Source organism: Paenibacillus sp. Aloe-11 (genome assembly GCF_000245715.1).
Lineage (GTDB): Bacteria > Bacillota > Bacilli > Paenibacillales > Paenibacillaceae > Paenibacillus > Paenibacillus kribbensis.
Map to the genome: position 1 here is coordinate 403,236 of NZ_JH601050.1, position 15,098 is coordinate 418,333.

The 15,098-nt window shown below is 50.0% G+C and carries 16 protein-coding genes; 11 read left to right on the plus strand and 5 right to left on the minus strand.

Annotation, left to right across the window (positions count from 1 at the left end):
* The 9 genes from WG8_RS28175 to WG8_RS07960 all read left to right on the plus strand — a co-directional run.
* Positions 1–537: S-methyl thiohydantoin desulfurase domain-containing protein (locus WG8_RS28175; RefSeq protein ID WP_007429605.1), on the plus strand; the 537-nt coding region annotated here is incomplete at its 5' end.
* 22 nt (positions 538–559) lie between these two features.
* Positions 560–1,507 carry a DUF1177 domain-containing protein gene (locus tag WG8_RS07925; protein WP_007429606.1) on the plus strand — a complete coding sequence of 316 codons (948 nt, stop codon included), beginning with the start codon at positions 560–562 and terminating at the stop codon, positions 1,505–1,507.
* 55 nt (positions 1,508–1,562) lie between these two features.
* Entirely contained in the window at positions 1,563–2,258 is a 696-nt protein-coding gene (locus WG8_RS07930; RefSeq protein ID WP_007429607.1) for an AroM family protein, read from the plus strand.
* Positions 2,259–2,285: 27 nt separating this feature from the next.
* Positions 2,286–3,236, plus strand: coding sequence for an aminopeptidase (locus WG8_RS07935; protein ID WP_007429608.1), 951 nt, complete (start codon positions 2,286–2,288; stop codon positions 3,234–3,236).
* Between the two features lie 14 nt (positions 3,237–3,250).
* Positions 3,251–3,910, plus strand: a complete 660-nt coding sequence (locus WG8_RS07940; protein WP_007429609.1) for an aspartate/glutamate racemase family protein — start codon at positions 3,251–3,253, stop codon at positions 3,908–3,910.
* A gap of 226 nt (positions 3,911–4,136) precedes the next feature.
* Positions 4,137–5,672: a PucR family transcriptional regulator gene (locus WG8_RS07945; protein ID WP_007429610.1), complete on the plus strand. Its 1,536-nt coding sequence runs from the start codon at positions 4,137–4,139 to the stop codon at positions 5,670–5,672.
* 35 nt (positions 5,673–5,707) lie between these two features.
* Positions 5,708–6,394 carry a response regulator transcription factor gene (locus WG8_RS07950; protein ID WP_007429611.1) on the plus strand — a complete coding sequence of 229 codons (687 nt, stop codon included), beginning with the start codon at positions 5,708–5,710 and terminating at the stop codon, positions 6,392–6,394.
* Positions 6,391–7,974: a sensor histidine kinase gene (locus tag WG8_RS07955; protein WP_007429612.1), complete on the plus strand. Its 1,584-nt coding sequence runs from the start codon at positions 6,391–6,393 to the stop codon at positions 7,972–7,974. The genes WG8_RS07950 and WG8_RS07955 overlap by 4 nt, the downstream gene beginning before the upstream one ends.
* 129 nt (positions 7,975–8,103) lie before the next feature.
* The gene (locus tag WG8_RS07960; protein ID WP_007429613.1) at positions 8,104–9,285 is read left to right on the plus strand and encodes a WD40 repeat domain-containing protein; all 1,182 of its coding nucleotides are present in this window, start codon (positions 8,104–8,106) and stop codon (positions 9,283–9,285) included.
* 89 nt (positions 9,286–9,374) lie between these two features.
* Here WG8_RS07960 and WG8_RS07965 read toward each other — a convergent pair whose 3' ends face one another.
* The 4 genes from WG8_RS07965 to WG8_RS07980 all read right to left on the minus strand — a co-directional run bounded on the left by WG8_RS07965 (position 9,375) and on the right by WG8_RS07980 (position 13,142).
* Complete coding sequence (locus WG8_RS07965; protein ID WP_007429614.1) at positions 9,375–10,820, minus strand: SpoVR family protein; 1,446 nt, start codon at positions 10,818–10,820, stop codon at positions 9,375–9,377.
* Positions 10,817–11,983 carry a sporulation protein YhbH gene (gene yhbH, locus WG8_RS07970; RefSeq protein ID WP_007429615.1) on the minus strand — a complete coding sequence of 389 codons (1,167 nt, stop codon included), beginning with the start codon at positions 11,981–11,983 and terminating at the stop codon, positions 10,817–10,819. Before yhbH ends, WG8_RS07965 begins: the two co-directional genes overlap by 4 nt.
* A 107-nt stretch (positions 11,984–12,090) precedes the next feature.
* Positions 12,091–12,420, minus strand: coding sequence for an AzlD domain-containing protein (locus WG8_RS07975; protein WP_007429616.1), 330 nt, complete (start codon positions 12,418–12,420; stop codon positions 12,091–12,093).
* Positions 12,417–13,142: an AzlC family ABC transporter permease gene (locus tag WG8_RS07980; protein WP_007429617.1), complete on the minus strand. Its 726-nt coding sequence runs from the start codon at positions 13,140–13,142 to the stop codon at positions 12,417–12,419. Before WG8_RS07980 ends, WG8_RS07975 begins: the two co-directional genes overlap by 4 nt.
* 169 nt (positions 13,143–13,311) lie before the next feature.
* Between WG8_RS07980 and WG8_RS07985 the strand changes: the two genes are divergently transcribed.
* The gene (locus tag WG8_RS07985; RefSeq protein ID WP_007429618.1) at positions 13,312–13,860 is read left to right on the plus strand and encodes a helix-turn-helix domain-containing protein; all 549 of its coding nucleotides are present in this window, start codon (positions 13,312–13,314) and stop codon (positions 13,858–13,860) included.
* A 102-nt stretch (positions 13,861–13,962) separates the two neighbouring features.
* On the plus strand, positions 13,963–14,478 hold the full coding sequence (locus WG8_RS07990; protein WP_007429619.1) for an acyl-CoA thioesterase: 516 nt from the start codon (positions 13,963–13,965) through the stop codon (positions 14,476–14,478).
* Positions 14,479–14,615: 137 nt separating this feature from the next.
* Here WG8_RS07990 and WG8_RS28180 read toward each other — a convergent pair.
* Positions 14,616–15,098 (minus strand): RICIN domain-containing protein (locus WG8_RS28180; RefSeq protein ID WP_007429620.1); only part of this gene is annotated, 483 nt, incomplete at its 5' end.

Sequence of the window (15,098 nt, forward strand, 5' to 3'; positions counted from 1 at the left end):
GTTCGTAAAGCCTCGGTGGAAGCTGGAGGATTGGTAGCAGTTGCGAGGAATCCAGTGACTGCTGCTTATGCAAAAGCGAATGGTACCCCGGGAGCCATTTCCCGGGCAATCGCCGTCGGAGAAGCGATGCTGGCACATCGGGGCGAGGCTGCGATTGCTGCCGTGACCGCTGAGCTGGGCGGCAAGGTTATCGCTACCGGTGAAGTCACGGAGTGTCGGCTTGAAACATCAGGAGGCTTTGACGCCGGGGTGGTTCATATAACGGATAGCGGTCGGGTCTACGAAATGACCTTCTGGAATGAGTACATGTCGCTGGAGCTTGACGGGGAACGGTTAGCCACATTTCCAGACCTGATCATGACATTGGATATCGATACAGGCAGACCTGTAATCACAGCTGCCGTAGCCAAAGGACAGCAGCTGGCTGTTATTGCAGTACCGAAGGAACGACTTCTGCTGAGTACGACCATGTCTAACAGCAAATTGTTGCAAGCGATTGAGCCAATAATCCATAAGCCGATACTGCCCTACTTATAAAATATACAGGAGGAACGCAACGATGGCACTTCAACAAACATTAACCGTATTCGAAGCGCTGGACAGCGCGTATGTGAATGGAGAGCGAGTGAAGCAGCTTTTTGCTGGATATGAGGATATTGCCGTAACCGTAAAACAGGTGACCGGAGCGAAGGGGAGCACGGATTTTATCCATGTGCTTATTCCCGGTACAGAAGGTAAAAGCTCGGGAGGTACAGCACCAACATTCGGTATTGTTGGTCGCCTGGGCGGGATCGGCGCACGTCCATCCCGAATTGGCCTCGTATCTGATGCCGATGGAGCGATTGCGGCGGTGGCGGCTGCGCTAAAGCTGGCAGACATGCAGATTAAAGGTGATAGGCTGAAGGGGGATGTGATTGTCACCACCCACATTTGCCCGGATGCACCTACGCGCCCGCATGAGCCGGTTGATTTTATGGATTCACCTGTGGATATTATGGACATGAATCGCCATGAGATTGATCTCGGAATGGAAGCTATTTTGTCCATCGACACCACCAAAGGCAATCGTGTTATTAATCATAAAGGAATCGCAATTTCACCTACGGTGAAGGAAGGCTATATTTTGCGGGTCAGTGAGGATTTATTGCGTCTGATGGAACAGACTACGGCACAATTGCCTGTTACTTTTCCGGTTACGATGCAGGATATCACGCCGTATGGCAACGACCTGTATCATATTAATTCGATTTTACAGCCTGCTGTAGCCACAGATGCACCTGTAGTCGGTGTTGCGATTACAGCGCAGGCGGCTGTACCGGGATGCGGTACAGGGGCAAGTCATGAGATTGATATTGCCACTGCCGTGAGATTTTCAATTGAAACCGCCAAGGAATTTACGAATGGAACTTGTAGATTTTATGATCCGCAGGAATTTGCCAGAATCACCGCATTGTATGGCTCCATGAAAATATTGCAGACAGCAGGCAGTGCTCAAAGCCAGGGCTGATGCATAACAGGGCAGGCCGCAGGCTTGCCCTTTAACGTCAGGAGCGTAAAATAAAATGAAGCAAAGGCAGGGATTCAGGATGAGTAAGCTAGGGATGATTACGATTGGGCAAGCTCCCCGGTCGGATGTGGCTCCTATTGTAGAAAGGGCCTTGGAAGGCCGGGCAGAACTGGTACAGGCAGGCGCGCTGGACGGGCTTTCATCCGACTATATACAACAGCATCTATCGCCGTCGCCGGGAGAATATGTATTGACCTCGCGTCTGACAACCGGGGAGTCGGTGGTCATTTCACGTGAGAAAATCCAACCGCTGCTTCAGGACAAAATCACACGTATGGAGGAGCAGGGGATACGTACGATTTTGCTGCTTTGTACTGGCGTATTTCCCGGATTGCACACCCGAACGGCTTTTTTAATCGAACCGGATCATGTGCTTCCACCTGTACTTAAAGCCATGTCGAGCGGAAGAAGACTTGGACTGATTGGACCGCTCGAAGAACAGAGGGATAACCTCAAGCTGAAATTCACTCCTTACGGATTGAATCCCCAGTTTGCAGCGGCCTCGCCTTACAGTGGTAGTATGGAGGAATTTCGCCAAGCTGCCGGACAGTTCAAGGACCAAGCCGATCTTATTGTACTCGACTGTATGGGGTATACGGAGACACATAGAGAGCTGGTGACGCGTTATGCAGGGGTTCCGGTCATATTGTCCAATGCCTTGATCGGCAAGCTCGTATCGGAAATGGTGTAAGGAGCCTAAAAATAGGAGGTAAGAAATATGAGTCAACAGCGTATTGAAATCAGTAAAAATGTATTGCAAAAATGTTTGGGACTCACCGCCGGAGAGACACTTCTCGTTGTAACCGACGATGATAAAAAGGAATTGGGCGAGTCCATATATGAAGCTGGCAAGGCACTGGGAGCAGAAGCAGCTATTCTGACGATGAAGGTGCGCTCCAAATCAGGCGAAGAGCCTCCGGCTCCTGTTGCCGAAGCGATGCTTCGCTCTAGCGTTGTTGTATGTGTCACCCGGTATTCGCTGACACATACAAGTGCTCGCAAGCAGGCCGCAGCGGCGGGAGCTCGTCTGGCGACCATGCCTGGTATGACAGATGATATGTTCATGAACGGGGCCATTGCTGCTGATTATCCCAAGGTCAAGGCGCTGACCGAAGAGGTGACCGCATTGCTGACAGCAGCCAAACAGGTACGGATTGAAAAGGATGGGTATAGACTGAATTTTACCATTGAAGGTCGCGACGGTGTTCCCAGCACAGGTATGTATTTGAACCCAGGCGAATCCGGCAATCTGCCTTCCGGCGAAGCGTATATTGCTCCGCTGGAAGGAACGGCACAAGGCCAGATCGTAGTGGATGGTTCTGTGGCGGGAATCGGTGCATTAAAGGAGCCGCTCCTGCTGACAGTACAAAATGGCAGATTGACCGCTGCGGAAGGAGAAGCTGGACAGCCCCTGCTGGATATGCTGGGTGAAGGTGATGGCAGAATGCTGGCCGAGTTTGGTATTGGAACGAATGATAAAGCCCGCATTACGGGCGTTGTGCTGGAGGATGAGAAAGTATACGGCACGATCCATGTCGCTTTTGGCAGCAATAATACCTTTGGAGGAACGGTTGCCGCGGGTGTACATATTGACGGGGTCGTTCAAAAACCGGATGTATATCTGGATGATCGTCTGATTATGAAGGCTGGTCAATTGCTGGAGAGATAAAGGAGGAAATCATCATGCTTGGAATTATTAGAGTGCTCACCATGCAGGACGAAGCAGCTATCGGCCTCCACGGCCGGGTCATCGAGCAGCGCTACGGGCTGCCTGTTACCAGTGTATGTATCCCCGATCAGCCCAAGGGAATTTACGATGATATCACAGACCGGGAGGCAGTGCCCAAAATTGTGCTCGCCGCGCAACAGCTTGTTCAACAGGGCTGTACGTCTATCGGTATTAGCTGCGCGGCAGATCCAGCACTAGAGGAAACTCGCCAGGCTGTAGCTGTCCCTGTCTATGGAGCCGGATCCTGTGCAGCACATCTGGCTCTGACATCGGCCAGCCGTGTCGGCGTGTTGACCATTTTGGACGAGGCTCCACCATTAATTCGCCATATACTGGGCGAGTCTTATATCGGTACGGAGCGTCCCGAGGGTGTGCGGACGACGCTGGACCTGAACACTCCACAAGGCAAAGAGGCTGCCATGGCAGCGGCCCTGCGGCTTCAAGAGAAGGGGGCTGAGGTCATTGTGCTGGCCTGCACAGGTTTTGTAACGATGAACTTTGCACCAGAGCTGGAGCATGCGCTGGGTATTCGAGCCGTTGATCCGATTGTGGCGCTTGGTGCGGCTGCTTCGATACGCTGGCAGCCCCATCATGATGAAGCCCAGGCAGGGTAGTTTTTTAACTTGTTTATAAATAGCTTAATATCGAAATAAACCGTCTTTTCCGGAAAAGGGCGGTTTATTTGTGTTCCATCGAGCTCCTAAAAATAGGATTGGCCTGGATTGGATAGACATGAACCAGCGGTAAAAGGTTTTGTTTTGTGAGCTTTTTTGGTACACTATCCTGAAAATTAGATGAAGCAAGGACTTTGCAAAATAAATAGCAGGGTGGTCTGTCATTATGAAAATACCGGGTGTAACAGTTCAGGAGCTTATGGCAATCCCCGAGTTGAAGGAGGCAAAGGTATTAAGCGGAGAACAGGGGGTGAACCGGGTTGTCCGTTTTATTGACATTATGGAGGTTCCCGATCTGAAAGGCTGGATTCGGGAGGGGGTATTGTTGATGACAACCGCTTATTCTATCCGCCATGAGCCTGAGGTATTGTGTCAAATCATTCAATTGCTGCATCAGGGCGGGGCGGCGGCGCTTGCGATCAAGCCGACCCGCTTTCTCACGGAAATCCCCCGCAGTGCGCTGGAGGCAAGCAACGCCTGCGGTCTTCCAGTGATTGAAATTCCAGCCGAAATTCCATATACAGATATTACACAGCGTGTCATGGATATGGTGCTGAACCGGCAGGCAGAGCTGCTGCGGCGCTCGGAAGGAATCTATCGAACCTTAACCACGATGGTTCTGGAGAACAGTGGCATACAGGCTGTTAGTGACAATATAGCAGAATTGCTTAAAGCTCCGGTTGCTTTGATTGATAATGGAGGTCAAGCTATTGTCACTTCACCACAAGGCTGGGATTGGATGAAGGCGCAAGATTCTCGGCATTTTCCCATTAATGTGGATAAGCGCACGGTCGCCAAGCTGGTCATTGCCCGCAATGAGCTGGATGATATGGAGCAGGTTGGCATTGAACAGGCACGTCTGGTGATGGCGCTGGAATTAATGCGTGAAAAGGCGGTAGAAGATACGGAAAGTCGGCTGCGGGGGAATTTTATAGATGAGCTCATGACGCCTCCGGTGCCGCTGCGCCATGAGGTTGAGCGGAGAGGGCGTCAATTGGGATTTAACCCGGCTTATGATTGGGAGGTTGCTGTCCTGGAGAGTGCTGCGGCTCCGCCCGAAGAGACTCTTTCCGGATTGCTGAACCTGGAATCGGCCCGACGGCGGGTAGTGTCTCATATTGAGTTCCGTTCCAACCGGGCGGTATTGTTTTTGCCTACGCTTCATTCCAATGATCATCAAGACGGGGATGGTACTGAGGAGGAACGATCCTGGGCGGAAACGCTGAAGAGCTGGACAAGTGAAAAAGCTTTGGGCAAGGGTGATTATTATATAGGCATCGGAAGTACCAGAAAGCTGTGGGAGCTGCTCCAAAGCTACAATGAGGCACGGCGCGCGATTACGGTATCGCAGCGGCTGTATCCCGATCAACGTGTCTGCACATACGGCGATATAGAGATGCACTATATGCTTGGAGAAGCGATGGACACAGAGGAATTTTCAAATGTATTCGAACGCAAGCTGGGGAAACTTCAGCAATATGATCGGTCACATGGCAGCGATTTACTCAAAACGTTATTTTATTATTTGGAGAACAGGGGCAGTCTGATAGATACGGCGAATTATCTTTTTATACATCGTAATTCAGTAAAATACAGACTGGAACGGATCCGTGACATGACGGATTTTGATCTTAACGATCCACGCGAGCAGTTTATATGCCATACCTGTCTGATTCATTATTATTTGCGGGAACATAAGTAGACGGACGCTTGGCCTTGGGGCAGGGAGGGAAGAACATGGATAAAAAAATACTGGTAGCAGACGATGAGCCCAGTATTCGGAATGCGCTGGCCTATGCGTTAAAAAGGGAAGGCTTTGTGGTGGAAACCGCCGTTGATGGCGAGGACGCATTGGAAAAAGTACGTTTGTTTCATCCGGATGTGCTGGTATTAGACGTGATGATGCCCAAATTGGGCGGATATGAGGTGTGCCGCCGGTTGGAAAGTCGGAAGGGCATCGGTATTTTACTGCTGACTGCCAAAAACGATATCGTGGATAAGGTACTTGGGCTGGAACTGGGCGCGGACGATTTTATGAGCAAGCCGTTTGATCTGAGAGAGCTGCTCGCACGTATCAAGGCGTTGGTACGGAGGCTGGAACGAGAAGGAGCGCCTGCACCGGAAGGAACGGAAACGGTACTTGGACCGTTGCGGGTACGTCCGTCCAGCCGAACGGCTGAAATCGGAGCAACGACGCTGGATCTCACTCCCAAGGAATTTGATGTGCTGGCGCTGTTGGTGTCCCATGCCGGAAGAGTGTATACCCGGGACGAGCTGCTGGAGCAGGTGTGGGGCTTCGATTATGTGGGCGGAACACGGACGGTGGATATCCATATCCAGCGTCTTCGCAAGAAGCTTGGACCACATCAGGCGATATTGCAGACCGTGTATGGTATCGGCTATAAGGCAGAGAAAATAACGTGAATGAACATATATCGAATCAGCGAGAGAGCCTGTTTTCCACTGATGGACAGAAGCGCAATCGCAAGCGTACAGGCTTGAGTCTGCGTTGGAAATTTCCGCTGGTGCTGGCGGCTTTGCTGCTGTTTACGGTCGGTGTGCTGAGCTGGCTTGTGCTTACCGGGATTCGTACCAGCCAGACAGAACAAATGGAGCGCGGCTTAAAGCGTCAGGCTGAAATTGTGGAAATGCGCGTGAAGCAGTCCTATCTGTTGGGAGTGAGTCCATCGTCCGAGGCCTTCATGAAGAAGCAGGCCCCCCAACTCGCGGTGGAACTGGGCGTGTCCAGCAACATGCGCGTTATTTTATATGACCGTAAGGGGCATGAGGTTGGCAATTCGCTGCCGCTGGCTTTTAGAACGGATGTCAGTCAGGCGCTTTCTTATGCGCTCCAAGGCAAGATCGCCTACATTACGGAAGGCAGCACCATCATCTATTTGGCACCACTCCAAGGTCCGGAGGGCTTGTTGGGAGTAGTGCAGCTTCATACCTCCATAGAAGCACAGCAGCAGTTCTATCAGGCCATTGCCCGCTTGTTTCTATGGACGGGCGGGGCGGTGCTGGTATTGAGCTTTATTTTGGGCTTGGGCTATGTCAGCCGACAGACGAGGGACATCGGACGGCTGACTCGTGCTTCCGAGCAGATATCGGCAGGGCATTATCCTGAAGCGAGATTGCTTCGAAGGCAGGACGAGCTGGGGAGGCTGGATGAAGGAATGCTCCAGATGAGTCATGTGATCCGGGAGAGCATTACCGCGCTGGAGAACGAAAAGCTCCGGCTGGAAGAAGCGGTTCAGCGTTTGCGGGAGCTGGAGCAGCAGCAAAAATCTTTTATCGGCAATATTAGCCATGAGCTGAAAACCCCGTTAACCTCTATTCAGGCTTACGCTGATCTGCTGGATATGTATGGGGATGACCCGGAACTGGTGCGTGAAGCCAGAGAAAGCATCCACAAGGAAGCGAAACGTTTGTACGAGCTTGTAGAAGATTCGCTGCGGCTATCCGTGCTGGATAAATATGATTTTGAATTGCATGCGGAGGAAGTGGATCTGCACTCGTTGCTCGAAGATGCCGGGAGCCGCATCCGGGGAAAAGCAGCGAAGCGTGGACTTCATTTTTCGATAGATGCTGTTCCTGCCAAGGTATGGGGTGATCCCAAGCATCTGATGCATATTGTGCTGAATCTGCTGGATAATGCGGTGAAGTACAATCGGGATGGAGGCTGGATGACGTTATCGAGCCGGGTGGAACGGGATACCGTAATCGTGTATGTACGCAATTCCGGTCCGTGGATTCCCCGGGAAAAATGGGAAATGATATTCGAGCCGTTTGCTACCTTGAGTCATGATCGTTCCCGTCAGGATAGCGGTACAGGGCTTGGACTTCCTCTGGCGCGCAGACTGGCTGAGCGTATGGGAGGGGAGCTGCATCTTACGGCCTCGGGCGATGGTGTAATAGAGAATGCCAACGAGAATGGGCAAGGGAATGAATTTTCGCTTAAGCTGCCTTTGTTGGTTTTCGATAGCTCTCTGTCAACGGATTGATCGTCAGCTACAATCGTTAGCTACAGAGTTAGAAAATACCTCTTGTTTACAAGTTGGAAACAATCCGATGTATTCATGAGATGTTAAGGTATTAAATTGGGGGTATCGTAAACAAGGAGGTCGTATGACATGATCAAGAAACACAGAATGAACCACGTCCAAAAGAACGGCGTCCCTTGTGGCGATCATCCCCGTGCATGGCTTTTCCGATACAGAATCACGGGACTGCTCACAATGAGCGCAGTAGCTCTTGTATTGCTCAGTGCTTGCGGAATGAACGACGCAAGAGAAGGGAAACCATCGTCTGGTACGAAGCCGGGACAACAGCTTACGGTGATTGACACCGATGCAGCCCGGCAGCAGGTAACGGACGAGTTGGTGGTATCGTCCATCGACAAGCTGGGAGATGTCTACGCGAGGTCTTGGCTAAGTGACGAAGAGCTGATTGTGGAGAGACAGACCCGGCTGTTGATTCATAATGTAAAGACAGGCAAGGAACGGGCTTTGCTACCGGACCGCCAGGCTCCGCAATTGCTCGCTGTGGTATCACCGGATCAGCGCCATGTCTTTTTTACCGAGGGCAGCACCAGCAGTAAATATGATATTCGCGGCTATATTCTTGAACTAAGCAGCGGTAAGGTTACACCGATAGGCAAGCTGGATATGTCCAACGAAGTAAGCTGGGGGGATAAAGAACATCTGATTACAGGCGCACCGGACGGCAAAATTTATCTGATTGGTCTGGACGGCAAGGCCAAAGAATTGAAGTTTCAAGACCCGAATCGTACTGAACTGATTACTCATGTCGAAAAAGTGGGGAACGCCATATTCTATACAGGCAATGATAAGCAAGGGTACCGGGTGCTGAATCGGTTTACTATGGACCACCCGCAAGCTGTAACGATTGCGAATGGCGCTGCGTCCTTTGCTGTGTCGCCTGACGGTAAATGGATTGCCATTGAAAAAAGAAAATGGAACACCTCCGAACCTGCTCGCATGATTGTATTGGATGAACATGGCAAAGAGAAGGGAACCGTCGGTCAGGGGACTTTAATGAGCCGTGGAAGCTGGTCCAGTGACGGGTCCAAGCTGGCTTTTTCCATTTATGATGAGGATCAGCAGGGGATGAGAGGGTTGTATGTGTTTGATCAGTCCACGGGTAAAACAACTCCGGTCACGACCGACATCCAGTCCTATGACAGCCCTACGGTATGGAGTCCGTCGGCTCGATTTTTATCCATGTACCAGAATATTTCGGAAGGCGAAAAACAGCTGAATCAAAGCTATATTGTTCAATTCAAGGAAAAGTAGGTTCTTGATCCAGCCGTACAAAAAGGCGCATATCCGTTTTTCGGAATGCACCTTTTTTAATTCAGGCTGATTCTTTTCGTCTATACGTATTACACAAACTTGCGATGATGTTTCTTGCCGTCGTATGAGAATAAGGCGGGCTTACCCTCAATCACCGTTTCCAAATGAACGGCGCGGCCCCATAGCTGATACACATACGGGAGCGTGCGCTCCATATATTTTAAATCCAGCTCAATTCCTTCATACTGGTGTTTCAGCTTTAGCTCGCCTGTATGCAGATAATCACCGTCCTCGACGACGATATAAGGAGAACCCCCATTCACACGCGAAAATACAAGCTGATCCCGTATGTTTTCCCAGGATTTATCGGTGATTTTCCAATCCGGTCCCCGTTTCTCGAACACGTACAGATCCAGATCCTCTGTCAGTTTCTTGGTCATGTAATTGCGTATAAAAGAGGTGTCTGAGTCAAACTCCCGTACCTCGAACATTTTAGCGCGTCCTTCGCCCGGTTTGCGTCCTTGTCGCTCCTGCTCCTCACGGGTTGGGTTATCCCATCGCTTTTCAATATCTTCAAATATTTTAAGCCCCAAATAATACGGGTTCAGGCTTTGCTTGGAAGGCTGTACGACAGAAGCATTCAGCATCGCAAATTCAACGGTTTCATCCCCGGTCAAATCCAGTTCCCTGACAATCCGCTGATGCCAATACGAGGCCCAGCCTTCATTCATGATTTTGGTCTCCATCTGGGGCCAGAAATACAACATTTCATCGCGCAGCATCGTCATAATGTCCCGCTGCCAGTCCTCCAGCACCTCCGAGAATTCCTGAATAAACCAGACGATATCCTTCTCCGGTTCCGGTGGAAACTGCCGTATGTGGATGCCTTCGCTTTCCGTCGAATCCGGCTGTGGCTTCACGGTGTCCAGTGACCACAGATCATCGTAAGGCCCAGGGGGACGTTGGCGTTTTTCAGGTTCTTTCTGCTCCCGGATTTTGAGCTCCATGTAGCGTTGCTTATCCAGATGCCTTGGTTTGATAAGCTGTGGGTCGACATGCTCTTGTATGGCCAGTACGGCGTCGATGAAGGATTCGACGGCCTTCGAGCCGTATTCCATTTCATAGCTGCTGATTCGTTCTGCGGTGGCGGACATGCTTTCCACCATATTGCGGTTGGAGGTTGAGAAGCGGACGTTGTGCTTGAAAAAATCACAGTGCGCCAGCACATGGGCGACAATCAGCTTATTTTGAACCAATGAATTTCCTTCCAGCAGGAAGGCGTAGCAGGGATTGGAGTTGATGACCAGCTCGTAGATTTTGCTGAGGCCAAAATCGTACTGCATCTTCATTTTGTGAAATGTTTTTCCAAAGCTCCAATGGCTAAAACGTGTGGGCATCCCGTAGGCTCCGAACGTGTATACGATCTCCGCCGGACAAATCTCATACCGCATCGGATAGTAGTCGAGCCCGAATCCATCTGCAATCTCCATAATTTCTGATATCGCATATTCCAACTCCTTCTGGTCGGTGCTCATCCTGCGGTTCCCCCTTCCCGTTTGCGAAAAAAGGTACGCAAGGCTTGGTATACCTCGCCTTTTTCCTTGATGACATAATACATAAACTGATCCTTTTTAATGTTCTTGTAGGCTGACATCAGTGTGCTGCTGCGATTATATTGATTCACTTCTCCATAGCCGAACATATTGCTTCGCTTGATAAGTTCCTCGATTAGCTTCACACACCGCTCGTTGTCCGAGGTCAGGTTATCGCCATCCGAGAAATGGAAGGGGTATATATTGTAGCTGGAAGGAGGATATCGCTTGTCAATGATCTCTAATGCCTTGATATAGGCGGAGGAGCAGATGGTGCCGCCGCTTTCTCCACGGGTAAAAAATTCTTCCTCCGTAACCTCCTTGGCCTCGGTGTGATGCGCGAGAAAGACAATTTCCACCTTTTCATATTGACGGCGTAAAAAGCGGGTCATCCAGAAAAAGAAGCTGCGGGCGCAATATTTTTCAAAAGATCCCATCGAGCCTGATGTGTCCATCATAGCTATAATCACCGCGTTGGATTGGGGGATGGTTTTCTCTTCCCATGTTTTATAGCGGAGATCGTCCGGACTAATATGATGAATGCCCGGATTGCCCTCGCGGGCGTTGCGACGCAGATTTTCGAGAATGGTTCGTTTCTTGTCAATGTTCGCTTGCATGCCCTTTTTACGTATATCATTGAATACGATAGATTTAACCTCAATTTGATCCTTGTCTTTTTGCTGTAAATGCGGCAATTCCATTTCCTCGAACAGCATATCTTCCAGTTCTTCTATACTAACTTCCGTTTCCACAATATCGTGTCCGGGCTGATTGCCGGCTTTCTCGCCTTTGCCCGGTTTCTGGGCAGCAGGATCACGTCCGATGACATCTCCCACCTGACTGTCGCCATCCCCTTGGCCCACATGCTTTTGCTTTTGATAGTTATAAATGAAGCGATACTCATCCAGACTGCGAATCGGCACTTTAATAATCTGTTGACCATCCGACATAATAATATTTTCTTCCGTTATCAGATCGGGTAGATTTTGCTTAATGACATCCTTGACCTTCTGCTGATGACGTTGCTGGTCCTGGTACCCTTTGCGATGTAGCGACCAATCTTCGCGGGATACGATGAATGAATGTGGCTGGCGTGGTTCCGGCATTTGTTAGGCACCCCCCAAGTGGATACACGGCACAGTTTGGCCTTGTTGGTTATTAAGTATATTCACGGGGATGTACGATATGTGATGGAACTCGATTTAAATTCTTTCTATCCCAGCCACAATAGTCGAACTATAGCCATGCTCACAATACCGACAACGACGGTAGCCAGCAGGTTTTTGCTCCACAAGGCAGTCACCAGCGTAGGGAGGACAGCTATGAGCACTTGCCCATTCAGAGTGACCGAGGTTTCGGTCCGGACGAGCAGATTTTCCATCACGAGTGCTGTAAAAATACAAATGGGGATATAGGAGAGCCATTGCAGCACTGTCTTGGGCAGCGCCAGCTTTTGCAGCACGACGAAGGGAATGATCCTTGGGATCGCCGTGACGATCATGCCGCCGATAATGATATACAGGACATGGGGATGGATGTTCATTTGTCGGTTAACACTCCAATCGTTGCGGTAATCATCGTAGCTGCTATGACCGCGATATGCGATGGCACCCACCAAGATAAAAGGTACATCAGAACAGCCATACACAGCACGAGCAGCAGCCGGTGCTTGAGTTTGGAGGCCTGTATACTTTGCAGCTGAGAAATGAGCAGGGCAAGAAACATGGCTGGCAGGGCAAAGTCCAGACCCAAAGCTTCCGGCCTGGAAATCCAGTTCCCGAGAATCCCTCCCGCCACGCAGGACGCAATCCAGGCGAAATACGCCGTTATATTAAGCCCGCTCATCCAGCGATCGCTTACCTGTCCGCCTTTAGCCAATTTATCTGATGCTACCCCAAAGGATTCGTCTGTTAAAAGAACGCCGATACCTATGTTTTTCCACAGAGAATATTTGGTAAAATAAGGAGCCAGCGACGCGCTTAATAGCAGGTGGCGGGCATTCACAATGAATGTCGTTAAAATAATGACGGATGGAGGACTGGCGGTAGCCAGCATTGAACACATAATAAACTGAGACGCTCCTGCGTATACAAGTGCTGACATCAGAGCAATTTCTATCGTGCTAACCCCGGATGAGGCCCCCACTATACCTGCTGCGAACCCAATGCATACATAGCCGAGCAATGTAGGAATACAATCTTTAACCCCCTGTAAAAAGCTGAGTGAATCGGGCTCCGTTCCACTCAACTCCGTTGCTATGGACATTTCAACCTGACCTCCAGTGCATGATTTTTTATAACAGTATACAACGGAAGTTTAAAAATAATCAATATATTATACGTTTGTATGTTATATTGAATATCTCCTGTGGCGAGCAAGCTGTCTTTTGTGTATTCTTCTTATATAGACTTTTGGACACGAGGAGGCACGATCTGTGGATTCAATGCAATACATTATCGGCTCTAATTTAGCCCAAATCAGGAAGACTAGAGGACTTAGTCTGGATAAGGTGGCTGAACTAACAGGGGTCAGTAAGGGGATGCTGGCTCAAATTGAGAAAGGGAAGTCCAATCCTACAGTGACCACACTTTGGAAAATTGCGAACGGCTTGCACGTATCCTTTTCCACCTTTCTCAAAGAAGACCCCCCGCAAATCACGAAAATTAGCAGGGAGGACCTGCATCCGGTTATTGATGAGGATGGTAACTATTTTGTGTACCCTGTATTCCCGTATCATTCGGAAAAGAAGTTTGAGGTGTTCACGGTAAGTCTGAAGCCGGGCTTTACACACCAGGCAGAGAAGCATCTGGGAGAAGAATCGATTCTCATGATCCGCGGGGAAATGTACTTTGAAATGCAAGGGCAACAGCTCAAACTGAGCGCAGGGGATGCCATACAATTTCAGGTGTCCGACATACATACCTACCGCAATGATTCGGATGAGGATGCGGATTTTTATGTATTGATTTATTATGCGGATTAGTGGGATGATGAGGATAGCCTGAAACAGGCTTTTGCATGAGGATTTTGCAAAGTTCTGAGATATTAAAAGATAGCAACTAGGAAAAGTGAGGAAAGAGAACCCATGGAAAGCAAGTACATCCGAGAAACCTACTGCTTCAAGACGTCCCGTGTATTTCCCAACGACATTAACAATCATAACACACTTTTCGGAGGCAGACTGATGTCGTATATCGACGATATCGCATCAATCGCTGCTGCCAAGCTGTGTCGCACGAACACAGTTACGGCTTCTACGGATTCGGTGGATTTTCTACTGCCTATTCATCCGAGCGATTCCGTCACGCTGGAGGCATTTGTTACCTGGACAGGCCGCAGCTCGATGGAGGTATTCGTAAAGGTGATCCGCGAAGGGCTAATGACAGGCGACCGCAAAATTGCCGCTACGGCCTTTCTGACCTTTGTGGCACTGGACGAGCACAACCGTAAAGTGACCGTGCCGCAGGTGATTCCGGAAACAGAAGAGGAAATGCAGTTGCACCAGACGGCTCCATCGCGGGCAGCAATACGGCGTCAGCGCAGGGAAGAAAGCAAGCAGCTGGCGAGTTTCCTGACGACAGATTATCCGTGGGAAGTGTAACGTATCAGAGATCACCAACTTCATCATCCTTCATCATTTTTACGTAAAAAAGGAGCCGGTATTCCGTTGCAATCATCCATGATTGGCTCGGAATACGGCTCCTTTTGAAATTTATGAAATTCTTAAAATAAGCTGAGCTATTCTGCTTTAACTACACGGAAATGCTGATTCGTCCCGCCATTATCGCTCCATTGAATGGCCTTGGCTCCATCGGCGGTGGCACCTTCGGAAATGTCGATCAGCTTGCCGGTCGCCCGATTTTTCAGTTTGTAATAACCTCCGGTTACGGATACCAGCTGCCAATGCTGGCTGGACCAGCCTCCGTCGCTCCACTGCTCGATAACTGCACCATCTGTTGTTGCACCGCTTTCAACACCAATCAGCTTGCCGCTGTTGCGGTTCACAATTTTATAATATCCGCCGCCTGCATCCTTAAGCTGCCATTGCTGGCTGGCAGTTCCTGAGTTCGCGCGCTGCTCCAGGTCCACGCCGTCCGTCGTCGCATTGCCAATGATGCCCAGCGGCTTATTGCTCTTGCGGCTTACCAGTTGATAGTAGGCGTCCGGGTCAATGACCATTGGCGTGGTTACACCCTCCACTACACCACTGGCGGTGTCGAT

Coding starts and splice junctions, on each gene's coding strand:
- WG8_RS07925 (WP_007429606.1), top strand. CDS start 560: ATGGCACTTCAACAAACATTAACCGTATTCGAAGCGCTGGACAGCGCG.
- WG8_RS07930 (WP_007429607.1), top strand. CDS start 1,563: ATGAAGCAAAGGCAGGGATTCAGGATGAGTAAGCTAGGGATGATTACG.
- WG8_RS07935 (WP_007429608.1), top strand. CDS start 2,286: ATGAGTCAACAGCGTATTGAAATCAGTAAAAATGTATTGCAAAAATGT.
- WG8_RS07940 (WP_007429609.1), top strand. CDS start 3,251: ATGCTTGGAATTATTAGAGTGCTCACCATGCAGGACGAAGCAGCTATC.
- WG8_RS07945 (WP_007429610.1), top strand. CDS start 4,137: ATGAAAATACCGGGTGTAACAGTTCAGGAGCTTATGGCAATCCCCGAG.
- WG8_RS07950 (WP_007429611.1), top strand. CDS start 5,708: ATGGATAAAAAAATACTGGTAGCAGACGATGAGCCCAGTATTCGGAAT.
- WG8_RS07960 (WP_007429613.1), top strand. CDS start 8,104: ATGATCAAGAAACACAGAATGAACCACGTCCAAAAGAACGGCGTCCCT.
- WG8_RS07965 (WP_007429614.1), bottom strand. CDS start 10,820: ATGAGCACCGACCAGAAGGAGTTGGAATATGCGATATCAGAAATTATG.
- yhbH (WP_007429615.1), bottom strand. CDS start 11,983: ATGCCGGAACCACGCCAGCCACATTCATTCATCGTATCCCGCGAAGAT.
- WG8_RS07975 (WP_007429616.1), bottom strand. CDS start 12,420: ATGAACATCCATCCCCATGTCCTGTATATCATTATCGGCGGCATGATC.
- WG8_RS07980 (WP_007429617.1), bottom strand. CDS start 13,142: ATGTCCATAGCAACGGAGTTGAGTGGAACGGAGCCCGATTCACTCAGC.
- WG8_RS07990 (WP_007429619.1), top strand. CDS start 13,963: ATGGAAAGCAAGTACATCCGAGAAACCTACTGCTTCAAGACGTCCCGT.